This window comes from Morganella morganii, from assembly GCF_019243775.1.
Classification (GTDB): domain Bacteria; phylum Pseudomonadota; class Gammaproteobacteria; order Enterobacterales; family Enterobacteriaceae; genus Morganella; species Morganella morganii.
Genome location: NZ_CP069157.1, coordinates 1,379,009 through 1,403,325 on the forward strand (window position 1 = coordinate 1,379,009; position 24,317 = coordinate 1,403,325).

Annotated in this window: 22 protein-coding genes and 5 pseudogenes; 19 read left to right on the plus strand and 8 right to left on the minus strand. The window is 46.0% G+C overall.

All coding sequences use genetic code 11. The features are described 5' to 3' along the window. The first annotated feature begins 22 nt into the window (after window positions 1-22). The 16 genes and pseudogenes from JL661_RS06630 to JL661_RS06705 all read left to right on the plus strand — a co-directional run bounded on the left by JL661_RS06630 (window position 23) and on the right by JL661_RS06705 (window position 16,187). A complete protein-coding gene (locus JL661_RS06630; RefSeq protein ID WP_218481064.1) occupies window positions 23-322 on the plus strand; it encodes a DUF7210 family protein in 300 nt (99 codons plus the stop codon). Then, the gene (locus tag JL661_RS06635; RefSeq protein ID WP_062771429.1) at window positions 322-642 is read left to right on the plus strand and encodes a head-tail connector protein; all 321 of its coding nucleotides are present in this window, start codon (window positions 322-324) and stop codon (window positions 640-642) included. The genes JL661_RS06630 and JL661_RS06635 overlap by 1 nt, the downstream gene beginning before the upstream one ends. Further along, window positions 639-974: a phage head closure protein gene (locus JL661_RS06640; RefSeq protein ID WP_062771431.1), complete on the plus strand. Its 336-nt coding sequence runs from the start codon at window positions 639-641 to the stop codon at window positions 972-974. Before JL661_RS06635 ends, JL661_RS06640 begins: the two co-directional genes overlap by 4 nt. Further along, on the plus strand, window positions 961-1,350 hold the full coding sequence (locus JL661_RS06645; protein ID WP_062771433.1) for a hypothetical protein: 390 nt from the start codon (window positions 961-963) through the stop codon (window positions 1,348-1,350). The genes JL661_RS06640 and JL661_RS06645 overlap by 14 nt, the downstream gene beginning before the upstream one ends. Then, window positions 1,347-1,760 (plus strand): HK97-gp10 family putative phage morphogenesis protein, encoded by a 414-nt coding sequence (locus JL661_RS06650; RefSeq protein ID WP_405083899.1) that lies wholly within the window; start codon window positions 1,347-1,349, stop codon window positions 1,758-1,760. Before JL661_RS06645 ends, JL661_RS06650 begins: the two co-directional genes overlap by 4 nt. Before the next feature lie 14 nt (window positions 1,761-1,774). Then, window positions 1,775-2,251 carry a phage tail protein gene (locus JL661_RS06655; RefSeq protein ID WP_062771435.1) on the plus strand — a complete coding sequence of 159 codons (477 nt, stop codon included), beginning with the start codon at window positions 1,775-1,777 and terminating at the stop codon, window positions 2,249-2,251. Further along, window positions 2,251-2,595, plus strand: coding sequence for a hypothetical protein (locus tag JL661_RS06660; RefSeq protein ID WP_036422648.1), 345 nt, complete (start codon window positions 2,251-2,253; stop codon window positions 2,593-2,595). The genes JL661_RS06655 and JL661_RS06660 overlap by 1 nt, the downstream gene beginning before the upstream one ends. Before the next feature lie 219 nt (window positions 2,596-2,814). Further along, a complete protein-coding gene (locus JL661_RS06665) occupies window positions 2,815-6,120 on the plus strand; it encodes a phage tail tape measure protein (RefSeq protein WP_218481037.1) in 3,306 nt (1,101 codons plus the stop codon). Continuing rightward, on the plus strand, window positions 6,117-6,875 hold the full coding sequence (locus JL661_RS06670; protein ID WP_062771440.1) for a phage minor tail protein L: 759 nt from the start codon (window positions 6,117-6,119) through the stop codon (window positions 6,873-6,875). The genes JL661_RS06665 and JL661_RS06670 overlap by 4 nt, the downstream gene beginning before the upstream one ends. Before the next feature lie 2 nt (window positions 6,876-6,877). Continuing rightward, the gene (locus JL661_RS06675) at window positions 6,878-7,585 is read left to right on the plus strand and encodes a C40 family peptidase (RefSeq protein WP_062771442.1); all 708 of its coding nucleotides are present in this window, start codon (window positions 6,878-6,880) and stop codon (window positions 7,583-7,585) included. 47 nt (window positions 7,586-7,632) lie between these two features. Beyond that, on the plus strand, window positions 7,633-8,004 hold the full coding sequence (locus tag JL661_RS06680; RefSeq protein WP_052956682.1) for a hypothetical protein: 372 nt from the start codon (window positions 7,633-7,635) through the stop codon (window positions 8,002-8,004). Window positions 8,005-8,047: 43 nt separating this feature from the next. Then, window positions 8,048-8,651, plus strand: a pseudogene (locus tag JL661_RS06685) (tail assembly protein). 32 nt (window positions 8,652-8,683) lie between these two features. After that, on the plus strand, window positions 8,684-12,238 hold the full coding sequence (locus JL661_RS06690; protein ID WP_073970157.1) for a TipJ family phage tail tip protein: 3,555 nt from the start codon (window positions 8,684-8,686) through the stop codon (window positions 12,236-12,238). A gap of 48 nt (window positions 12,239-12,286) precedes the next feature. Further along, window positions 12,287-13,249: a hypothetical protein gene (locus tag JL661_RS06695; protein ID WP_218481038.1), complete on the plus strand. Its 963-nt coding sequence runs from the start codon at window positions 12,287-12,289 to the stop codon at window positions 13,247-13,249. A gap of 143 nt (window positions 13,250-13,392) precedes the next feature. Then, window positions 13,393-13,905, plus strand: coding sequence for a phage tail fiber protein (locus tag JL661_RS06700; protein WP_225310135.1), 513 nt, complete (start codon window positions 13,393-13,395; stop codon window positions 13,903-13,905). Between the two features lie 530 nt (window positions 13,906-14,435). Then, complete coding sequence (locus JL661_RS06705) at window positions 14,436-16,187, plus strand: caspase family protein (protein WP_062771798.1); 1,752 nt, start codon at window positions 14,436-14,438, stop codon at window positions 16,185-16,187. Window positions 16,188-16,246: 59 nt separating this feature from the next. Here the strand turns inward: JL661_RS06705 and JL661_RS06710 are convergent, their stop codons facing one another. Beyond that, window positions 16,247-16,753 (minus strand): hypothetical protein, encoded by a 507-nt coding sequence (locus JL661_RS06710; RefSeq protein ID WP_062771446.1) that lies wholly within the window; start codon window positions 16,751-16,753, stop codon window positions 16,247-16,249. Then, the gene (locus tag JL661_RS06715; RefSeq protein WP_062771448.1) at window positions 16,750-17,055 is read right to left on the minus strand and encodes a hypothetical protein; all 306 of its coding nucleotides are present in this window, start codon (window positions 17,053-17,055) and stop codon (window positions 16,750-16,752) included. The genes JL661_RS06710 and JL661_RS06715 overlap by 4 nt, the downstream gene beginning before the upstream one ends. 645 nt (window positions 17,056-17,700) lie before the next feature. Here JL661_RS06715 and umuD point away from each other — a divergent pair. From umuD to JL661_RS06735, 3 genes and pseudogenes are all read left to right on the plus strand, one after another. After that, entirely contained in the window at window positions 17,701-18,117 is a 417-nt protein-coding gene (gene umuD, locus JL661_RS06720) for a translesion error-prone DNA polymerase V autoproteolytic subunit (protein ID WP_062771450.1), read from the plus strand. Then, window positions 18,117-19,380: pseudogene (umuC, locus tag JL661_RS18325) on the plus strand (translesion error-prone DNA polymerase V subunit UmuC). The gene umuD and the pseudogene umuC overlap by 1 nt, the downstream one beginning before the upstream one ends. Before the next feature lie 198 nt (window positions 19,381-19,578). Beyond that, window positions 19,579-19,746 (plus strand): annotated as a pseudogene (locus tag JL661_RS06735) (isocitrate/isopropylmalate family dehydrogenase); the annotation flags it as partial. Between the two features lie 339 nt (window positions 19,747-20,085). Here the strand turns inward: JL661_RS06735 and JL661_RS18330 are convergent. The 6 genes and pseudogenes from JL661_RS18330 to JL661_RS06750 form a co-directional block, all read right to left on the minus strand. Then, window positions 20,086-20,949, minus strand: coding sequence for a hypothetical protein (locus tag JL661_RS18330; RefSeq protein WP_247718684.1), 864 nt, complete (start codon window positions 20,947-20,949; stop codon window positions 20,086-20,088). A gap of 4 nt (window positions 20,950-20,953) precedes the next feature. Continuing rightward, entirely contained in the window at window positions 20,954-22,069 is a 1,116-nt protein-coding gene (locus tag JL661_RS18335; protein WP_247718685.1) for a hypothetical protein, read from the minus strand. Then, a complete protein-coding gene (locus JL661_RS18340) occupies window positions 22,038-22,754 on the minus strand; it encodes a hypothetical protein (RefSeq protein ID WP_247718686.1) in 717 nt (238 codons plus the stop codon). Before JL661_RS18340 ends, JL661_RS18335 begins: the two co-directional genes overlap by 32 nt. A gap of 337 nt (window positions 22,755-23,091) precedes the next feature. Next, complete coding sequence (locus JL661_RS18345) at window positions 23,092-23,340, minus strand: hypothetical protein (protein WP_247718687.1); 249 nt, start codon at window positions 23,338-23,340, stop codon at window positions 23,092-23,094. 54 nt (window positions 23,341-23,394) lie between these two features. Further along, window positions 23,395-23,730 (minus strand): annotated as a pseudogene (locus JL661_RS06745) (tyrosine-type recombinase/integrase); the annotation flags it as partial. Between the two features lie 111 nt (window positions 23,731-23,841). Beyond that, window positions 23,842-24,309, minus strand: a pseudogene (locus JL661_RS06750) (tyrosine-type recombinase/integrase); the annotation flags it as partial. Window positions 24,310-24,317: the final 8 nt, after the last annotated feature.

Sequence of the window (24,317 nt, forward strand, 5' to 3'; positions counted from 1 at the left end):
GCCGCTTTTTCGTAAGGATCATATGATGAAAATGACTGTACTCCGGGCATTTTATTTCGGACACCGTGTCGTTGTGGAAGGTGAAGAAATTGAAACGTCAGAATTACATGGCCGCGAACTGATACAGAAAGGTTATGCCGGGGAAATTCCGGATAATATTCTGCCAGAGCCAGAGCCAGAGCCAGAGCCAGAGCCAGAGCCAGAGCCAGAGCCAGAGCCAGAGCCAGAGCCAGAGCCAGAGCCAGAGCCAGAGCCAGAGCCAGAGCCAGAGCCGGAAAAACCAGCTGCACCTGAATCCAAGCGTGGTGCTAAGGGGAAATAATGCTTTCTCTGGAACGTGCAAAACAACAGGTGAGGCTGGATCCGGATTTCCATGATGAAGATGAGTTACTGAACTCTTACATTATTGCCGCCGGCCGCCTGGTGGAAAATCACACCCGGCGTACCTTAATCACGGATTCTGATGAAAGCCCCGATCCGGAAACAACTCTGATTTATAGCGGCGATATTGAAGTCGCTATGCTCCTGCTGGTGGGTAACTGGTATGCAAACCGCGAATCAGTTGTAACCGGTGAATCCGTGGCAGTGTTGCCGATGGCGGTTGATGCGCTGCTGCAACCTTATGTGAGGTACCTGGAATGAGCAGGTTACGTGCCGGCGAACTCAACAAACGCATCATCCTGTACCGTCCGGAGGTGGTGACCGGGGAGCTCGGTGATTCCCGTACCGAACTGACGAAAGTCATCACGGTGTGGGCCAAAGCCGAGGCGATATCCAACCGTAAAATCCGGACGGCAGAGCAGGATCAGGTCATCGAAACCATGCAGTTTACTGCGCGGCCACGCGCGGATGTGCAAATCGACTGGGTGATTGAATACCAGAACCGGTTTTTTACAGTCCGTGCCTGTGACCGTAATGACCCTGCGAAACTGATTATTACCACGGAGGCAGACATACGACATGATCGAAAGTGACCTCAAGTCGTCTCTTTCTGCTATCACCGCAATGCCCGTTTTCCCCCTGTTGTTACCGAAAGATGCACAAGAAGGTATCACCTTTCAGCGTATCAGTGATCCGCGTTATTCCACCGGTATGGTCACCACTCATCTTATCGTGGCGCGTTTTCAGATAGGCATTCACGTACTGAATGACTACGAAAAAGCCCTGCTGCTGGATAAAGCTATCCGTGATGCCTGGGAGCCAATCCAGCATGGTTACATCGGTCATTATCCGGTGCAGACCGTGCAGCGTGGTAGTTTTCAGCAGGGGCGGGAAGAGCTGACAAAAAACACCGTCCGCTGGTCAGTCATGCGGGATTTTATTATCACTTATCCGGAGGATGTATCGTGAGAACTACGGTTAAGGTTTCCGGCCTTGACGGGCTGGAAGCGGAGCTGATGAATCTCGGGGAAAAGCTGACATCCAGAATACTGCGCGATGCAGGCCGTGAGGCGATGACCGTTGTTGCTGAGGATATGAAACAGTACGCCGGTTATGACAGCAGTCACGACGATGACCACATGCGGGACAGCATCAAAGTCAGAACCACTGACCGGATGAAAGATAAAAAATACATCACCCTGATGACCGTTCGCGTGGGTCCGTCAAAAGCGCACCACATGAAGGCGCAGGCTCAGGAATTCGGGACATCAAAACAGATCCCGCGTCCGTTTATACGCCCTGCGCTGGATTATCACCGTAAAGATATTTTAAACACCCTTGCCGCCGCCATACGCGCCGGTATTAATGAAAATCGTTAACCTGGAGAACTATTATGGCCGGAGAAAAATCCTCCCCGGAATACGCCATGTTGCCCGCCGGTACCATCGTAAAATTCGGTGAGGCCGGTGATACCGTCGACAAAATGAAAGCGCTGATTAACTGTAAAGCGCTGGGGGCTACCGGGCTTACCGGTGGTTTTATTGACTGCACCACCCTGAAAGATACCAACAAACAGTCGATTTCCGATCTGCCGGAAGGGCCTGAAAAATCACTAGGGTTTATTGATGATCCCGGCAATGCTGATTTCGCCGCGTTTCTCAATGCTGCCGAGCAGCGTAAGACCGTGCAGTTTTATTTTGCACTGCCGAACGGGCGTACAGCGACAATGATCCTCGCGTTGTCAGGCTGGGAAATGAACGACATCAGCGCCCCAGCCAGTGAGGTGATCCAGATTACCGTGAAAGGTAAGCAGAACAACATCACCTGGGGAACCACCACTGTCACACTACCAACAGGAGACGGAGAATAATGAATCTTAAATCAGCCCTGTTAAAACCGGATTCACACACGGAAAAACACACACTCTTCGGTACAGAAGTTTATCTGCGGCGTCTCACTGTCGGGGAGCTTGACCGCTACGAAAAAGAGCGCAAGGCTGCCTTTGATGCCGGTGATTATTCCGGGGTCACCCTTGCGGGGGCCGGTCTGATTTTGTCAGCTATCTGTGATGAGAACGGAACCCCGATCAGTGCGGAAAATCTGCCGACGGCAGAAGAACTTATTGATGCACACAGTAATCCTGTTTTTGTGGATGCAATGAATACCCTGCAAAAATATTGCTACGGGACTATTGAGGACGCGAAAAAAAACTGACGGACTCACCCCGCCTCTATCTGTTATTTCAGCTGGCAGACCGGTGGGGGGAACCTGACCCCCGGAAACTGGCTGACATGCCCGCCGATCTGCTCAATCACTGGCGGGCTTTTTTTATGCTGGAAGAGGAGGCTGCGGGTGAGGCCGGGGAAAACACAGTGGTACCAACGGTATCACCGGATATCAGCACGCAGTGCAATGATGTAATGAGGATCTTAAATGGCTGACGTTGCAAGTTTAGCGGTTGCGTTACACCTCAACGCAGCCAGTTTTAAGTCTGATGTGGAGGATGCCTATAACAGTGCATCCGCCAGCTCAAAAAAATTCACACAAAATATCGGCAGGGAGTCGGCTAAAACGGCCGAACAGATTTCTCAGGTTTCAACTGAGGCTCAGCGGGCAGGTAACAGTATTGCGCGAATGAGTAACACCGGAGCTAAAGGCGGGTTCGCACACTTACGGACATCGCTGACCAATATTTCATCCGGCGCGAATGTCGCCGGCTCATCTATTCTCAGTGCCTTTATTCCGGCACTGGAACGGGCCGCCAATGACGTTGATCGCCTTAAAATGTCTATGGGCGAGAAGCGGCAGATGGATATTGCTGCTGCAAATGACGCAGTAAAAGTCGCTGAAAGCCACATTAAACAGGCTAACAGCGCCAAAGAAGCAGCAATGCAGCAGATGAAAATGGGCCATGAAATGCGCGAGTCTGCCAGGTATCAGCGTGAACTGGCAATGGTGCAGAATGCCCATATGGAAAAAATGCGGGAAGTTAACCTCGCAAACGGTATGTCCGCCGATGCAATAGACAAGCAATACAGCAAAGAGCGGGCGATCAATGACAGAAAGATAGCGAATGCAAACGCCCTGGCAGAAAAAGCCAGGGATCGTCTCAGATCCGGCTCGGCAGCGCTGGCCGCTGCGGAAGCTGACGAGGCACTGGGTAAGCAAAAGCTGACAGCGGCGACCACGCAGCTGGCCGGTGCAAGTAAAGAGCTGACATTTGCACAGCGGGCATCAGCACAGGCAGGCGGCCTGCTGAAAAACACCTGGGCTATGCTGGGCGGAACACTCGGCATTGGTTTGATGGGCGCCGCCGGTGCTGCCACTTATCTGTATTCACAATACAGAGAAGCGGAAGAACGGCAAAAGGCGTTTAATGCCGCTATTCAGAAAGGCGGGGCGGGGCTGAATAATTCGGTATACCAGCTGCGCACACTGGCCAATCAGCTCGGCGGAACAGCAGAGGCATACAAAACGGTGACGGCGGCAGCGACTGCCGGTTTTTCAGGCTCTATGCTGCGTGAAGTGTCTGAATTCGGCGTGCAGCTGGAAAAATCCGGCGGCAGCGCCGATCTCCTGATCACAAAGTTATCATCTATTAACGAGCAGCCGTTGCAGAGCCTGCGCCAGCTTATCAATGAAGGTCTGATTTTTGACGAGGCCACTATAAACCGGATTGCGCTGCTTGAACGTCAGGGGGATGTTGAAGGGGCAAAAGAGCTGGCCAGAAAAAGCGCCCTGAATGCCACAAAGACACTGAATGAAGAACAGATCAGGGTCAATGCCATTCATGAGAAAGGCGTTAAGGATATTGAAGATCGCTATCGTTCACTGACCAGTTTCATGTCTGAATCCTCTTACGCCGCAGCACAGGTGCAGACCTCTGCTATGAATGCCATGATCCAGGAAAAACTGGTATGGCAGATTGGTGCAACAATAAAAGGGATGCAGCAGGAGCAGCAGCAAAAGGAGCAGATAAAAAACACGCGTGAGCAGTTAGATGCGCAGTTGCAGTTAAACTCGGCGTATAAAGCGGGTGCTGATAAGCATACGGAAAAACTGAAACTGCAGAATGCCGCCCGTGAGCAGCTGAAATCCGGTCAGATGGATGCAAAGCAGTTTGAGCAGACAATGAAGGGGATCGACAGCCTTTACAGTTCGCTGGATAAGAAGGGACGCGGCGGCAGCGGTATTCCGGAGGGGCAGCGCCGTGCGCAGCAGCTGATGGAACAAACCGCCACACTCAGGGTACAGCTTGCTGAAAATGAAAAGCTGACCGCATCCGAAAGTAAGCTGATTGCATTTGAGCAGGAGCTGGTCGGCCTGGCAGGTAAAAAACTGAATGCCGCTCAGAAGAGTGTGATGGAAAACGCCGGGTCTATCCGTACCCAGTTACAGCTCAACGCCAGGCTTGAGCGGGAAATCGCACTGAAAGGGCTGCGTAAAAAATTTGATGACCAGAACTTTGAAATAACTCAGCGTACCCGGTCCATGCAGCAGGAGGCGGATAATCAGCGCCTGCAAATCATTATGCCGACAGCGGATTATAACCTAATGCTAGAAGAGCAGAGGATTGCGGATGACTTTCGTCAGCGCCGCTATCAGCTGGATAAAGAAATTTCGGATAAAACCTCTCAGTTATACAAAGATCAGACCGCCGTCCTGAATGCCGAACAGCAAAAGCAAACAGACATTGTCCGGCAGGCTGCAAAAGATAAATATAAAGCAGAAGGCGATTGGCAGTCAGGATTAAAGCGGGGCTGGCAGGATTTCAGTGACAGTAGCGCAAATGCGTTTGAAATGATGCGTAGCGCGTCAACCAATGTACTTAACAGCACATCATCTCTGTTTACAGATTTTCTTACCACTGGACGGGCAAGCTTCACTGACTTTACGAAATCCATTCTCACCGATATCACAAAAATGATTGTCCAGATGACCATTTTTAATGGTCTGAAAAATGGATTAAGTGGCACCTGGTTTGGTGATTTCATGGGAATGGGGGCTGTAGCTAATGCGACCGGCGGCGTGTATCACTCTTCAGGATTGAGCGCATACAGCAACAGCATTGTCAGCTCACCGACTGTGTTTCCGTTCGCCAAGGGCGGCGCACCCAATATAGGACTGATGGGCGAAGCCGGATCTGAGGCGATTATGCCGCTCAGGCGCGGGCCGGACGGTAACCTTGGTGTGCGTGCCTATGGTGGCAGTAGTGCCGGTGGTACGGCACCTGTGGTTAATATCCAAATCGACAGTGACGGAAATCAGCAGATTCAGGCATCCGGTGGTCTTGAGCGGTTCGGCAGAGATATAGGGCAGTATGTCGACCAGCGGTACCGCGCACTGATGGACAGGGACACCCGTCCCGGAGGGGCTGTCTGGAATCTGGCTAAGGGGGGGGAGATGATAGAAACATTCACCTGGAGTCCGCGCCTGAATCCGCAGGGCGATATTTCCTTCAGAACCCGTAAGGCGAAGTTTGGTGATGGTTATGAACAGGTTTGCGGGGACGGCATTAATCCCCGCAGTCAGAAATGGTCACTGAATTTTACCGGAACGGAAAGTTATATCCGGCCAATCCGGGATTTTATTGACCGGCACGGCGGTATCCGTGCTTTTCAGTGGACACCGCCACTGGAGAATACCGGATTGTATCGCTGCGATGATCCGAAACTCACCCCGCTCGGCGGTGACAACTATTCACTCTCTCTCACTTTTACCCAGGCATTTAAACCATGATCACAAACGATTACCAGAAGCTGGAACCGGGTAATGCCGTCCGGCTTTTTGAGGTTGACGGTACTGCGTTCGGTGCGCCGGATGTTTTGCGGTTCCATGCATACAATATCCAGCACGCAGAGGCAGAGATTACTGCCGCTGGTGGTGATCCGGAAAAATTACCGGCGAAATCCATCTGGTGGCAGGGCAGTGAATACCGCGCCTGGCCGGTACAGATTGAGGGGCTGGAGGCATCGACAACCGGCTCCGGCGCACAGCCGAAGTTATCGGTGGCAAATCTAGATGGCTCAATCACCGCTCTGTGTCTGGCCTACGATGACATGCTGAAAGCGAAAGTCACGATACATGATACCTTGGCGCACTATCTGGATGCGGCGAATTTTCCGGATGGCAACCCGGCGGCAGATCCTACCCAGGAAAAAGTCTCGGTCTTTTATATCGACAGCAAATCCTCGGAAACCAAAGAGGTTATTGAGTTTGATTTAGCCAGCCCGATGGATTTGCAGGGGGTGCTGATCCCGACGCGGCAACTGCATGCAATGTGTACCTGGTGCATCCGCGGCAAATATAAATCCGGTGACGGCTGTGATTATGCCGGACAGAACGGCTGGTTCGATAAACACGGAAATCCAGTTGACGACCCCGCGCAGGATCAGTGCAGCGGTATGCTGGGCAACGGCTGTACTTTGCGCTTTGGTCAAGATAACCCACTCCCGTTCGGCGGCTTTCCCGGAACATCATTACTGAGGAAATAGGGATGCAGGAAAATATTCAGGCGGCTATTTTTGCACATGCTGAACGTGAATATCCCCGCGAGTGCTGCGGGGTGGTCGCGCAGAAATCCCGTGTAGTGAAATATTTTCCCTGCCGCAATATCGCGGCCACACCGGAAGATCATTTCGTATTATCGCCGGAGGATTACGCGGCTGCGGAAGACTGGGGAACGGTGACCGGTATTGTTCACAGTCACCCTGACGCCACCACCCGGCCGTCAGAACTGGATAAAGCGCAGTGTGATGCCCTTGGCGTGCCGTGGTACATCGTTAGCTGGCCGGAAGGAGATCTGCGGACTGTTCAGCCACGCGGTGATCAGCCATTACTCGGTCGGCCGTTTGTGCTTGGGTTTACTGACTGCTGGGGGCTGATTATGAGTTGGTTTCGGCAGGAGCGCGGCATCGAACTGCCGGATTACCGGGTCGACTATCCCTGGTGGGAGCAGGGCGAAAACCGTTACGCCGATAACTGGCGGGAAGCGGGATTTATTCAGGTTGATGATCCGCAGCCCAGCGATTTGATAGTGATGCAGGTACAGGCACCGGTCGCCAATCATGCCGGTATTCTGCTGGCTGATAATATGCTGCTGCATCATTTATACGGGCATTTGAGCCAGCGGGTGCCGTATGGCGGTTATTGGCGTGATCGCACAGTTATGGTACTGAGACACAAAATATTCATGACTGACTGATCCGTTATGGCTATTCTTATCAGTATATTCTGTTAATTGGTGAAATTATGAAGAAGATACTAACTGTTACTATTGCATTACTTTTATCTGGTTGTGTTGCGCGGCCAACAAATATTGAAGTACAAAATGCAGATTACGGTGAAAAACCCAGTAAAGAACTATATGAATCCAAAGTGAAGTCATATCAGGAAGGTCAATTAAAAGACCCTATGTCAGCAGTATATTCATTCAACGAGCCAAGGAAAGGTTGGTGTATATTCAATAGCAAAGTAAATTTTGGTTGGATTGTTGATTATACACTTAATGCCAAAAACGCATATGGTGGTTATGTAGGGGCGAAACCAGAGTTTACTATTATACAAAATAATACTGCATGGCACATGCCATATTATTTAAAAGATAATTGTGGTTACCAGTAATATTTAATAACCCGCTCCGGCGGGTTTTTTTTATGGGGTAAATATGTCACAGGAAATAATGGCAAAAATTGAACTTGGTGGTGTGCTGGGTAAAACCTTTGGTAAAACGCATCAGCGGCTTGTCTGTACCACGTCAGAAGCCGTCCGTGCATTGTGCTGCACTGTTCCAGGCTTTGAGCGGTTCCTGAATACCAGTAAATCACGAGGCTTAACTTACGCGGTATTTCGCGGGGAAAAGAATATCGGGGTGGATGACCTGGGTTTTCCGGTAACTGATGATGTCATCAGGATTGTGCCTGTGGTGATCGGCAGCAAAAGCGGCGGGTTGCTGCAGGTTATTTTTGGCGCGGTGCTGGTGGCTGCCGCCTTTATTTCTGGTGGTACATCACTGGCTGCATGGGGGGGCTCTGGAGACAGGGTTAGCAATGACCGGTGCATCCATGATATTGGGTGGTGTTATTCAGATGCTGTCCCCGCAGCCAAACGGGATCGCCATGAAAGACCAGGGCGAAAATAAACCGTCCTATGCGTTCGGTGCCCCAACGAATACTGTTTCCCAGGGCTACCCGGTACCGATCGGTTACGGTAAGCGCCGCATCGGCGGGGCCGTTATCTCTGCCGGTATTTACGTCGAAGATCAGCAGTAATCCTTTCTCCGTTTTTCAGCAGGAAATTCATAATGACACAAATCACAGGCCGCAAAGGCGGCGGTGGCAGCCCGCGCACGCCCGTCGAACAGCCGGACGACTTACAGTCTGTTGCAAAAGCCAAATTGCTGATCGCCCTCGGTGAAGGGGAATTTGCCGGTGAACTGACCGGGAAGAATATCTTTCTGGATGGTACGCCGCTGCTGAATGCTGACGGGTCGGAAAACTTTCCAGGTGTGGTGTGGGAATACCGCCCCGGTACCCAGGCGCAAACCTATATTCAGGGGATGCCGGCGGCGGAGAATGAAATCACGGTTGGTACCACCGTGCAGAGCAGCACACAGTGGGCGCACGCATTCACCAACCCGCAATTGTCCGCGGTTCGCGTCCGCCTGAAATGGCCGTCCCTGTTCCGCCAGGAGGATAACGGGGATATGGTCGGTAACGAGGTGGCATACGCCATTGATTTACAGACTGACGGTGGGAGCTGGAAAACCGTTGTGGACGGACGTGTAAAGGGCAAAACAACTTCCGGTTATGAGCGTACCCACCGCATTGATCTGCCACAGTCGGCCACATCCTGGACACTGCGTGTGCGTAAAATCACGGCAGACGCCAACAGCGCAAAAATTGGTGACACCATGGTGCTGCAGAGTTACACCGAGGTGATTGATGTCAAACTGAGGTATCCGCATACCGCGCTGTTGTATATCGAGTTTGACTCAAAACAGTTTAACGGCTCTATCCCGCAGGTCACCTGTGAGCCGAAGATGCGTATTATCCGTGTACCGTCAAACTATGACCCGGAGCACCGGACGTACTCCGGCACCTGGGATGGTTCGTTTAAGTGGGCATGGACCAATAACCCCGCATGGATATTTTACGATATCGTGGTTTCCGATCGCTTCGGCCTCGGGGACCGTATCAAAATGCAGAATATCGATAAATGGGAACTGTACCGTGTTGCGCAGTATTGTGACCAGCCGGTACCGGACGGCAAAGGCGGCAGTGGTACTGAGCCACGCTATATCTGTGATGTGTATGTGCAGGATCGCAATGAAGCTTATACCGTACTGCGTGACTTTGCCGCCATCTTCCGGGGTATGACCTACTGGGGCGGCAATCAAATTATCACCCTGGCGGATATGCCGCGTGACATTGATTACAGTTACACCAAAGCCAACGTGCTGGACGGTCGTTTCACTTATTCCGGCAGCAGCAGTAAAGCCCGTTATTCCTCCGCGCTGGTGTCGTACTCGGATCCGCTGAACGGCTATGCCGATGCCATGGAGCCGGTGTTTGAAAATGAACTGGTTTACCGGTTCGGCTTTAATCAGCTGGAAATGACAGCGATCGGTTGTACCCGCCAGTCAGAGGCCAACCGCAAAGGCCGCTGGGGGATACTCACCAACAACAAAGACCGGGTGGTGACATTCGGTGTGGGGCTGGACGGTAATATTCCGCAGCCGGGATACATCATTGCAGTGGCGGATGAAAACCTGTCCGGGAAAGTCACCGGCGGTCGCGTCAGTGCGGTGAGTGGCCGGAGTATCACCCTCGACCGCAAACCGGATGCCGCTCCGGGTGACCGGCTGATGCTGAACCTGCCGTCCGGTAAATCACAGGCTCGTACCATTCAGATGGTCACGGATAACGTGATCACCGTTACCACGGAATACAGCGAAACGCCGGAACCGGAATGTGTCTGGGTGACAGAATCAGACGAGCTGTACGCCCAGCAGTACCGGGTGGTGAGCGTGACTGAGAATGATGACGGCACGTTCACGATATCGGCGGCCATGCATGATCCGGACAAATACGACCGGATAGACACCGGCGCGGTACTCGATGAACGGCCAATCAGTATTATTCCGCCCGGTAACCAGTTCCCGCCGAAGGATATCACTATCAGCTCTTATTCTGTCGTGAACCAGGGGATCAGCATTGAAACCATGCAGGTTACCTGGTCACTGGCGGAGAACGCGATTGCCTACGAGGCGCAGTGGCGGCGTGATGACGGCAACTGGATCAATGTGCCGCGTAATGCCACCACTTCATTTGACGTGCCCGGGGTCTATTCCGGCCGCTATCTGGTGCGGGTCAGGGCGATAAATGCAGCGGAAATCTCCAGCGGCTGGGGGTATTCAGAGGAAACCCGGCTGACCGGGAAAGTGGGTGATCCGCCGATGCCGCTGAACTTCCGGGCATCCACACTGGTATTCGGGATCAAACTGAACTGGGAGTTTGGGAAATTTACGGAAGACACCCTGAAAACTGAAATTCAGTACAGCAAAACCAACGATGGTCAGAATCTGTTGCTGCTGGCTGATGTGCCGTACCCGTCCCGCTCTCACGAACTGGCCGGTCTGGCCGCCGGTACCGCGTTTTATTTCCGCGCCCGCCTGGTAGATAAAACCGGCAATCAGTCCCCCTGGACTGAGTTTGTGCGCGGTGTGGCCGAGTTCGATGCATCGACCATTATTGATGAAGTGGCCGCCGGGCTGGGCGACTCTCAAATCATCAAAGACCTGCAGTCTCAGGCTGATGACAACTTTGAAGCCATCATCAACAACGCCAATAACGCTTACGGTCAGTGGGGCTACTGGCAGCGCGAAACCGGCGCGATGAAAGCAGAAATCATCGAAGTCCGCAACTACACAGTCACGGAAACGACTGCACTTGCAGAGAAACTGGACGCGGTTAAGGTGACTGCAGACGACAGTTTCGCCATGGCTCAGAACTCTATCCGCGCACAGTGGGATATGGCATCCGGTCAGGCATCGGTGGTCCACGATATGAAAGTCCGGATCCATTACAACGGTGAGGACTATTCCGCCGGCATGGTTATCGGGGCCGAGCTGAAAGGCGGTGAGGTGAGCACGCTGATTGGGTTTAATGCGCAGCAGTTTGCATTTTATAACCCGGTGAATAAATCTATGGATTTGTTCATGTACATGAAGGGCGGACAGGTGTTTATCCGGGAGGCTTTTCTGGATGAGGCGTGGATAAAGAGCCTGCTGGTGATAGACAAGCTTCAGTCTGAAAACTATGACTCTGCCGGTAAAAAGGGATTCCTGATTGATGCCAAAACCGGGAAAGCCGAGTTTAACGAAGCCATTATTCGCGGAACGCTGTATGCCGTAGATGGCGAATTCACCGGGACTGTCTACGCACAACGGATAATCGGTGACGTTGTTACGGCCGGTATTTATCCTGCCGCGAGCGCAGGGAGTATATATGGTGACGGCGGAGACTGGACGACAGTTAAATCGACATTGACGTATGTCGGCGGTATGCCTTACGCCATCGCGCTGGTTTTACCAACTATCATTGTTGGCGTAGAGCAGCATCAGGGATACCCCTTGGGAAAATTGCAGGGGACCGAGGTAAACATACGTATTGACGGCGTTGCGCAGTCAGTCGCCGGGTTTGGTGATGTCCGCTCAGCGGTTATTTTCATTTCTGCGGGAAGGCGTGATGTGAAAATAGAGGTTGAGTACCGTGTCAGACATACCGGTTCTGTCGGCGTTCGCCTGGCTTATGGCGTTGTTCTTGCCTGTAAGTACAACTCTGCATCATTCAGATAATAACCGCTCCGGCGGTTTTTTTTTATGTCCGAAATTCGAGGAAAACCCATGATTTACACAGACGGCACCATAGCCATTAAAGCCGGTTCACCAATTGTGACCGGCACCGGTACGCAGTGGAAAAAGAACATTCACGGTGTGGCACCGGGCCAGCTTATCAGCATCGAAAACGGCGCAGCGCCTATCAGTATGATGATCCGCGCGGTAAACAGTGATACCGAACTGGTGTTGTCATTCAACGCCCCGGTCACACTCAGCGGCGCTAAATACTCCATTGCCACCACGGTACCGGATACCATTTCAGATGCGGCCCGCACCATGTCAGCGAATCAGGGCTATATCGTGTATTTTCTCCAGGCAATGCAGCAGTGGATGACGGACACCGGCCAGGTGGAAATTGAGCTGCCGAACGGCCAGAAGGTGACGTTGGACAGCATTAAAGCCCTTAATGATGCTATCAGCAAGATACCGAAAGTGGTTCAGGAGCCCGGTGAATCGAAAACGGATGTTATGAGCCAAAAGGCAGTAATAGGCTGGGTTAATAATTTTGCTGGGCAGGATGGTGATTCCGGGATTTTATATTCAAAAGACAAGAAAAAGATACTTAAAGTCAGTAATGATGGATATCTGACCTATTTTGTTGACGGTATTGCAAAATTCCTGGTGACGGGAGAGGGGGTTATTAATACGGAAGCCAATATTGCTGCTCTTGGTGATATTTCGATCTGGAACAAAGAAAAAAGTGCCAGACTGGCCATAGCTACTGTTGGTAATCGCACCTACTTTTCTAAATTTCATTCCGGAAAATGGCAGGGAGAGACAGAGGTTCCCGATGGTAATGGTACAATGGCGACAAGGCAGTGGATTCAATCACTGACTGGTATCGGCGGGCAATCGGTATGGTATAAAAACGCTGATTTACTGTATGTCGCTAATGGTTGTTCTGTCTTTAAGCAGGGGGGGGGGTGGATGATAACTACTTCTCTGAATGGGGAACTGGTATCCATATGAACTACTCAGATACCCACGGAATGCGGATGTTTGTTGCTGGCAGAAACGGCAGGGTCATTGTCAACGTGCGATATTCATCCGGTGAAATGATTTGGAACACGTTGTGGGGGCAAACCAATACGACAGTGGATGGTAGTGGATTTTTGAAGGTATCATCCCCAATTATCCAAATCCACCCAGACGGTAGTTTCGACATCAACGACGAATCCGAAGGCGCTGAAGTCAGCCGAACAGCTACCGGCCAATATCACATTACCGGTATACTCGGTTATAACTCAGATGGTGCCTGGGGTGTAAACGGTGGTATCTCGGTACCGAAAGACAATAACGGCCTTGAGCTGGTTTATGTCGATGACCGCGTACTGGAAGACGGCAGTATCATCATCGAAACCTGTCACCGTCAGCATGCGCATTTACCGGACCGTTTCCAGAACTGGCGACTGAAAGAGGTCACCCCGGAAGGTGAACGCATTTTCTACCAGGATGGCGAACCGTGTGACCTGCCGGAATCTACCCGCCTCGATGTGCGCGTGGAAATGCCGCAGGGCTCAGTGTGGAATGTGAAGCAGCGTGAACTGGCCGAACAGATGGAACATGAACAGGCAGAACGGAAGGCTCAGGAAATAGTGGAGCAGGCCGGAGACGCAGAGGAATAAAACAAAGCCGCGTTGGTGGGTGTATGGTGCGGTAATCCTTATATGTATTAATTCAAACTTAACCTGACATAGTTGTTAAAGCCCAATCTAATCTTACAGGCCGTGCTGTGCTAGGAGCGGAAATTGTTCATATTGAATACTGTTAATTTATAACTGACTGGCAAAATACGTTATGTAGGCAGATACAACTCCGTATTCGTTTAGGAGTTGTCAATCTACGTATTAGAAAAGGTCGCCATGAGGACGCAAGCTGCCAAAAATAACGGGAGAATACCACCACGAAAGAAACGACCAATACACTCGGGCTGTTATGATGGCAGTTTTTACAGCCAGAAGAAGCGACTAAGCAGAGATTCTGGCCGGAACCGGAACTAACAAACTTAGCATTTCACTGACATCGTCAGCTGGCTTCGCATCATACTCTAAGCGCGTTTTGTAGCTATAACGTTGAAGCATACAGCATAATGAATAAACAAAGTGATATAATCCACAGTGATACTAACAACGATCTGACACGATGGAATATGCTTATGAAAGATTTTCGTTACTTCCTAAAGGAAAGTTATATCAATAGCAGGGCTTTAGTTATTGGTATAAATAAATATAAAAATGTCCCTCCTCTTGCGTATGCAGTTAATGATGCATCAGAAATAAAGAGTTTACTCATCAATGAATTCGATTTCAAAGAGGAAAACATATCGTTTCTTCTTGATGAAAATGCTACCAAAGAAAATATATTAAGAGCATTTTCCAGACTTACAAGGGATGATATTGAACTGGATGAGAGGATTTTCATTTTTTATGCTGGGCATGGTGAAACACGAACTGGAATTTATGGCGAAGTAGGGTTTCTCGTACCTCATGACGCAATCACTGATGATTTATCCACCTTTATACGCTGGGATGAACTTACCAAAAATGCAGAGTTGATAAGAGCGAAGCATATACTTTTCGTTATGGATGCCTGTTATGGTGGACTGGCATTAACACGGGGAATAGGTCCAGGCAGTACGCGCTTCTTAAATGATATGATGCTACGGTATTCCAGACAAGTTCTGACAGCCGGTAAAGCCGATGAAACTGTCTCAGATTCTGGTGGGCCTTTGCCAAATCATTCAGTATTCACCGGACATCTAATTGAAGGTTTAAAAGGAAAAGCATTAACCGAAAACGGTGTATTAACCGCCAATGGTTTGATGACTTATGTTTACAATAAAGTATCAAATGATAAGTCTTCAAATCAAAGTCCGCATTATGGCTATATTGATGGTGATGGGGATTTTATTTTTAAATCTCCTTCTTGGTCCCATGACAATTTAGAGGAAACAACGGATAATGATAGGTTGATTTCGGTTCCCTATTTTCAGACGGAATTTTCTCCTTTAAACGCTGAAGATAAAATAAGAAAAACAAAAAAATTACTGGCAAATGATTCATCCTCTATCGAGCTACATGATTTTGTGATTGATGAAGTTAAAAGTTTTCTATCTGAAACCAGTGAGGATTTTTTCTCAGTAAATGGTCAGTTTACTAAAGAAGAACTTCTTGAGAGGATTTCTAAATATGAAAGTATATCTAAAACTATAATCCTAATAATTTCTTGTGTCTCATATTGGGCTCGAACAATCCATATTCCATTATTAAGTAAAGCATTAGCTCGTTCAACTGACCGACTGGAAAGAGGGAATGGTTTAACTGTATGGTTAAATCTACGATGGTATCCCTTAATAATGCAGTTTTATGCATTAGGGATAGCAGCATTTGAAAATAAAAAATATGATGTACTATTTAGTGTTTTTTTTATAAAATTAGACTCGTCACTTTCAAACAATGGTAAACAGCTATATTTTGCTGAAGCCATTTCGAATGCCATTCTGGAATTGGCTCAACAAGGTGTATTTAAGCAACTCCCTGGATTTGAAAGGCATTTTGTACCAATGAGTGAGCATCTCTATACCATCTTGCAACCATTAATTGATGATACTCTATTTATTGGGAAGAATTACGAAAATGTTTTTGATAATTTTGAATGTTTCTTAGCACTTGTCATCGCAGATCTGCATCAGCAGCAAGAGCGAACTCCATGGGGACCTGTAGGCCGTTTTGGTTGGAAAGAAAGAAATTTGTACAATTCCCCATTATCTAATATGATTAAGGAAGCCAAAGAGCAAGGTGTTAACTGGGCTCCATTAAAAAGTGGCTTCTTTGGAGGGGATATTTCCAGATTCTCTTTAGTTGCTGATGAATATTTAAAAGGAATATCAAAATTAAGTTGGTATTAATAATTAATTATTAGTTGTTAATTTAAGTGCCTTTAAACGATCGATAAAGGCACTTAATATCAATCAGGTATCCATTCATCACGCACCTTTAAGGTAGATGTGTACTTCGTTGTTTCTAAATTATAATAGGAAGAAAGATCTTGGCTTGATGTTATATTTTTTATTTCATGAATGTATATTTCTTTGAACATTTCTCTGTCAATTTTACCATCAATATATTTCTTACATGCTTCATCATATTGGTTAAGGAGGTCTTCAATGCAAGAATCATAAGTTTTATATAATAAATCAAGAGAATAAGACTCTTCAGCGCTCAATGAGCCTGCTTGTTTTTTTGCTAAGTATGGTGTCAAGATTGGTGTCAAATTATTTATTGTATTTCTTGCGTTAGTTATGCCAGTTCGAATTTGAAGTTCAATTGCACCATATTGCAATTTCAATGCTTCACTTGCATTCTCTTGCGCAAACTTAACATCTTTTCTTGATTTGAAAAATGTATACAATGAGAGAAGTAATGCAGCACTAGACACGGCCAATGAATACATATTATAATAACTATCACTCATTGAATTCTTCCTCTATTAAGCATTGCTATTAAATCCACCAAGTCATCATTGCTGGCACTAGCACTCCCTCGACTAATAGCATCAGATTGATCGTTTTTTTCATCGAAAGAAATGTTTCTTTCATCCGCAATGGCTCGCTTTATTTCATGAATGATCTCATGTTTTTGGTGTTGCGTTATTTTCCTTAGCCTGATACCTATATCTAACTCGGAAAGAATAATCTTGAGTTCATTTAGTCTATCGTCTTCATTTTTATTTAATAAGCGTGAAACATATTGATTTGGTGATGTATCATTTGTCATATATTTCCTCCCGTTGATGATGCAGAATTATACGACATTTTTTCTATAAAATAAATTGTTTATATCGTAGTTAAAAAAACTACAGTATTCAGTTTCAAAACTTGTTGTTCTTAAACGCACAATGAATCCTTCAGAGGGATTTAAGGATAAACATTACATTATCCCATTGTTTCCAGTGGTTCTAAATTCTCTCCTTATGTTCAGGCTCACACATTTTCAGCCTTGTGCTTTCTGAATACCGACTCTGCGTAAAGAGCGATCTTCACTACATAAGACCTGTTCGCAAAGACACCAGTGGGCTTGGCAAGTCACTATCGCTGGACAGCAAGACTAACTAGTTAGCAAAGTGCTGGAAATGGTATGGGAAACTTGTAGTAAGCCTGTTGGAGTGATATTCGACGGCGATCAAGCTAGTCATTAAAAGAACTGATATTTTAGGTGGTTAACGAATCGCTACTACATTTTTTGGCATTTTCTTTATTGATATATAAATATCAACGTCCGCTCCTTGCTCATAGTTGGCTACCGGATTTGATTTCAATGAGTAATGCATGTGACGCATAATATTAGTAAAAATCAGATTGATGAGACAGCCAAACTTCTTTATCATTAACTGTATATATATACAGTTAATCGGTTATGAGTATGAAACTTGTCAAGACCAACGATGACGCAATTCTGACATTGCCTCTGTTCCTGGAGCATGTCCCGGCCGGGTTTCCGTCACCGGCGGCGGACTATATCGAGGACCGCATAAACCTGAACAGTGAGCTGATCCGGCATCCTGAAAGCACCTACCTGCTCAGGGTTGAAGGTAGTTCGATGATAGATGCAAATATCTTTGATGGTGATGTGGTTATCGTGGACAGCGCGGTAACCGCTGCTGAAGGTGATATAGTAATTGCCAGTTTTGAAGGTGAGTTTACTGTCAAAAAATTGCAGCTGTCTCCTGTGCCTATGTTGATCCCGATGAATCCGGATTATCAGCCTATCGCAATCAGCAGTGAGCAGGATTTACAGATTTTCGGCGTGGTCACCTACATCATTCACCGGGCGCAGTGATGTTTGCGCTGGTGGATGTAAACAGCTTTTACGCCAGCTGTGAAAGAGTATTCCGGCCAGACCTGACAGGTAAGCCGGTCATCGTCCTGAGTAATAATGATGGTTGCGTGATCGCCCGGTCAGCAGAGGCGAAAGCTCTCGGCATCAAAATGGGGGAGCTGTATTATGAATGCCGCGCTTTTTGTCACAAAAATAATGTGACAGTATTCAGTTCAAATTATGCGTTGTACGGCGATATGAGCAGCCGTGTGATGACATTGCTCTCATCCTTCGCACCCGCCACAGAAATCTATTCTATCGATGAAGCCTTTCTTGATTTTACCGGCATGACCAGGACATTCAGCCTGGAAGATTACGGCCGTGAGATACAGGCTGCCATTCTGCAGAAAACACACCTTCCGGTCGGTGTTGGTATTGCACCGACAAAGACACTCGCAAAACTTGCCAACCACGCCGCAAAAACATGGAAAAAAAACCGGCGGAGTGGTCGACCTTTCTGATTCCCTGCGCCAGCGTAAATTACTGGCTTTGATACCGGTCAGTGAGGTATGGGGTATCGGCCGGCGCATATCTGCCAAGCTGAATACAATGGGTATCCGTACGGCATTAGATTTGGCGAACGCCGCACCGGCGACTATCCGTAAAACCTTTGGTGTTATCGCAGAGCGCACGCTGCGGGAGCTGAACGGGGAACCCTGTATTGAGCTGGAAGAAGTCAGAAAGGTGAAACAGCAGATCCTCTGCTCCAGGTCGTTCGGTACCAAAGTGACAGACATTGTCACCATGAGAAAGGCCGTATGTGAATATGCTGAACGGTCAACAGAAAAACTCCGGGAAGAAAAACAACGCTGCCGTATGATCGGGCTGTTTGTTCAGACCAGCAGACACGCCAACGGGCCGGACTATGCGAACAGTGCAAACATTTCACTCGAGTATCCCAGCTGCGACACGCGGGACATCATCAATGCCGCCATGAGAGCACTGGATAGTATCTGGCGAGACGGATACCGATATTATAAGGCGGGCATCATTCTATCAGATTTCACGTATTCAGCAGTCACTCAGCTCGACATGTTCGCCATCCGGCAGCCATTCAAAAATAGTGACGAGCTGATGAAGACTATCGACACGATAAATAATAGCAGGCTGGGCCGTGTGTGGTTTGCCGGTAAAGGCAGCGATAGCAGGTACAAGATGAAGCGTGAAATGCTGTCACCGGCATACACGACAAATTTCAGTCAGCTGCCGGTGGTGAAAAGTTAATGCGTCCAGTTAGGTGATAAAGCGCATTGAGATGGAATAAGTTTTTTCACGAACCAATAATTGAAAATACATTCCCCAAAACTATCAGTGGAATAGTGTTAAAACAATAGGTTAGGTGCAGCATTCAAACACCTGAATAGCATTGTTTTTTAATGGTTTTCAATAATAAAATTATGCAGTTATGTTGATTCTTAGTATCTACTGCTGCGCCACATGGGCTGGTTTGAAGCCGCTGACTTAATCGTTAAAGGAATGGAAGGGGCCATCGCTGCCAAGACCGTCACTTACGATTTCGAACGTCTGATGGAAGGCGCTAAGCTCCTGAAATGCTCAGAGTTTGGTGATGCAATCATCAAACACATGTAATTAAGTTTACGGTGAAATAGTTAACGGGAACTGATTAGTTCCCGTTTTTTATTGTTCAATCTGAAACGGTTATCAAAAAGTTTGCAAAATGATTTAGCAAAACGGTATGAAATTTGTACAGGTTGTAGGTGGTTTGAGGTTGAGATGTGCGGGTAAGGAGAGGGTCGCTTTGAGCGAAAAGCGGAAGTTCAGAATGTATACTTACTTCGATGCTTGTTAAGCAATGGGGAGTAGGTCAGCAATTTATTGTGAAAGCAATAACACTAATAGTATTAGTGAAGAGGCTAAAGATTTGTTTAGAATCCGCCCCCTTAAGAGGCGGTATTCTTGGCAAACATTTTATTTACTGTTTATCAATTGCAATAATGGGATCTCAGCTACATCATTAGGAATATAGGGGTCATCTTCTTTTAAATTAACCCCAATACAATCAACATCATTTAACCCAATTTCCCAAGCCCACCTAACATCTAACGTACTCATTTCTATCCCTAAACTATCTCTTTGTGGATGCTCAGGAACAATATTTTTTAACATCGCATCACATCCAAGATAGAATTTTCCACAGGCCTGATACGCAGTAAGAAATCTTTCTAGATTGACATTGCTATCAGGAGTCATCGTATTAATTCTACTGATCATTGTCATTCTTTTAGTTAATGGGGTTGTCATCATATTTTCAGATATTAGTACTCTATAATGAGTTGGGTTTTTAACTGAGATGCCCTTGACAATACAAACCCGTAATCTGGCTTTACTATCTACCAAGCCTACTGATGATATAAGATCTTTAAAAATATCCTCACCTATATCGGGGTGTTTAAATAATAGATATAACCCTGGATAACACGATTTTAATTGAGCGAAACCTACTCCTTGCCAGCGTGTTCTATCCCATAGACGAGGTTTGATTAGACTTTGTATGGAATAATCTTTATGTGTTATATTTTCGAAATTAAGTTCCTCTTCAGGCATTCTTCCTTTACCGGGTGTTGGAGCTTTTATATCCTCGATCTCCAACACTTTCGAAAATTCACTATCCCAGGATTTATCTCTTAAAAGAGGGTAAGTTTTCTTTTCAGAACTGGCGGAATAAATTTTCTTAATTTGTTGATCAATATCATTACCAAGAACATTTTCAATAGATTTGATACAGGCACCAAAACTAATTGCTCTGTCGAATGCAGCATCTTCGAAGATCATTTTTTCAATGTATTCTGTATTTTTTATAAAAAAATAACTCGGGGAGAAGATTGAACACTAATTCTTTGAATTTATTAGTGATTTTTTGTTGCACCTCGATTCTAAAATCACTTACATCAAAACCAGCGCAATTTATTGTAAGATTTAGTTTTCCACTATTGCTATTTATTTCATGTGATAAGGATAAGTCATCATCGTCATCTGCTATTACTTCAATAATTAAAAATGCTTCTTTAAGATAGATGTTGTCAATCGTACAGGTTGCAAAAGCACCCTCTAAAAGTGATAAGACATTAGTTGAAAACTCTATAAATGGTGACCGATTCGGAAAGTTAATTTCTATAGTGCATCCAAAAATAAAAGATGTATGTACTCCTCGTTTGTCATGGTTATCTTTTATGCCCTTACTATTAAATCCTGTATCAAAGTCACGTATTTTTTGCAAGAAATCATTATGATCTTTATCGGCAGTAACTCCGTACTCACGTTCAAAATCTTCAATATAACCTAAAGCATATTTAAGACATCCCGATGATACAAAAAGGCCTAATCTATCGAGCTCATCGGGGATATTACTCTGTCGATTTATTCCCTTTAGGTCAGTGTTCAAAATGAGTTGACTTATGTAAAAATCGACTTGCTGATTTTCTTTATCGCCGAACGAGCTATCACTGATATTCTCGTTAATTATTAAAAACAGTTCATACCATAAAAGAGCATGTGCTAATTTCCCTAGTTTTATTTCTGTTAGACATAAATTATAATAAATTTCAGCCTGCTTTAAAGATATCTCATCATACTTCCAGAAGTTATCTGTAATCAAAGAAGCGGATAGAAGCAAGCATGAACGTGAACTCCATAGTAATCCAATGGATTCGTAAGCATAAGCAATAGCTTTTAATGCTAATATAAATTTATCTCGTGATTCCTCTTTATAGAGTGGAATAAAAGATTTTCCTAAATACTTGATTGCCTGATAAGGGTGACCATTTTGAAGCCTCTTTATACCTCTTCGCAGATTTAATAATGCCCCTTTAACTTCACCACCTCTAACAGCAGATTGCTCAGTCATATAGTCTAATAAATTTTCATATGCATCTACATCGAAAAAAAATGTCATCTAGTTCGTTCAAAAGTTGGAAGTTTTTCTCAAACGGATAGCCTATTAAATTCCCGCTATTTTTAAAAATTTCATGTAACTCTTCAAATACAACCGAAGCATCTTCTACATCTGAAAACGTTGTCAGTTTATAAATGGCTTTGTGAGTTCTCGCTGTGAGCGCATTACTGGGACGTGAATCATCGTTAGCTATCTCATCTAGTTTGGCGAGCATGTTACGTTCAATATTCTCAATGTCGATTGTAGATGTTGCGTTGTTAAGTCTAATATAACTTTTATGAACGGTTACTAAATTTAAAACTTTTTCCCATTTTGAGGAATTAGTTGATGATGCTATACTTTCATACGCTAATTGAAGATTTTCTTCGAAGAGATTAAAATCTTCCATCCAAAAATGGGATTTCCAGGCGTATTGATAATACGCATCTAGCAATTGTTGATTAGTCCCGAATTTTTTTGAGATTTTTATAGCTCTTTCAAATAGACCTTGTGTTTCAATTAGTGGTTTCTCAAGTTCAGCGCTTAACTCTGCAATTTCTAAAAATATATCCACTTGTTCATATGAAATTTCAGCAGGGTTTATTTTCTCTCTAATATACTCGGTTAATTCTTCATATTTTTTATGTTTCTTATAATCATTTTCTCCAAAAATAACTTCTCTTTTATATTGCGTTGGAACTGACAATGAATCAATGACCAATTGCTCAAAATGATTTTTGTAAATTTGATCTAATAGCCAATTAATATCTAATATACGGACATCTATTCCAGTTTTTGTTTTTAGTGTATCCTCAACCTCTGAACGAATATTGGACTTTGCAGATTGATTCGTTACGCAAAATACTTTAGTATACCCACGCTCTGTTTCTTTTATCTTAAGTACATCTTCATGACATTTTTTCTTCCAGTCTTTACGTGTACTTACCGCAAAGGCCCAACGTTCTTTATTTGATGCTTCATTAACACCTTCGAACCAAAGGAGCTTATTCTGTTCCGAAACAGGGTATGTTTGTGTGTCAGTTTTACCATCCCCCCCCTGCTACAGGACCAGTCTGTTCAAGGAGATTAGGGCAAATTATTTTTTCACATATTTTTTTTGCAAAATCCTCGAATTGTAATTCTTGATTTCTTGTATTTAGCGTAGAGAGGAAGTGTTCCAGTACAACTCTATCTAAAGTACCAGTCTCTCTGATTGTTGAATCAGAAAACTTTTCAGGGCGACGGCGCCTTAAAAATTCTTTAGATGAAAATTTGGTTTTCTGTACATTCATGATTGTGACGCTCCTCTTGCTATCGACAATAACCTTTGTATGCATCAACTAGATTTATTGTTCATACTGCTTTTTTTGAAGAAAAAATTGCGGAAGTTTATTTCTAGACAAGCTATCTATGTAATCACTATACCACTGCATCATCTGTTGTCTCCCTTCCAAATACTGTGCATGATTGTAAGCCCCGTGAATAGCGTTCTGATCCACATGTGCAAGCTGTGTTTCGATCCATGCAGAGTTGAATCCTTCTTCGTGCAGAATGGTACTCAATGTGTGACGAAAACCATTCCCCGTCAGCCTTCCTTTTTATCCTAATAGCTCAATTACCTGATTAATGCTTTCCTTTGAGATCGGCTTAGTACGATCATTACGTCCAATGAATGCGATCGGAGATATGCACCTAATCTTATAACATCGTGTTTTCTATGTCCGTTTCTGGCACAAACCTGACTTATGACCTAGAAAACAGATATACGAGTTCAACTATGTATCAATAAAACATTATATCAACACTCTTATCCAATCTTTGCCACGATCATCAGGATATTTATCGGTTTGCTGCTGGTTTTTATGGCCCAGCAGGTTTTGGGTATTAATTCCCTGTTCCCGGTATAAACGCTCCGATAATGACCGCATTTCATGAAATGTTGCCGGTGTTCCTTCTCCCCAGTCGATATCGGTTTTATCTCTGGCTTTTTTAAAGTTGGTGGTCAGGGTATTTGCGGTTACCTTGCCGCCGGGCTGTGACTGTGATGTATTTCTTGTGTAGTGGACTAAATATTTGCTGACATACAGATCACGGCATCCGGCAATCACATCCCGCAGACTGATATTGAGTGCCTGACACCGGAGGGAGAGGGGAATAGCAAGCCGCGTTCCGGTAACAACAGCCAGCAATACGGTATTCCCGGGATATTTATGGTCCTTACAAGGGATATCGTAAATTTTCTGCCACTGAAAAGCGGACAGAAATTTAA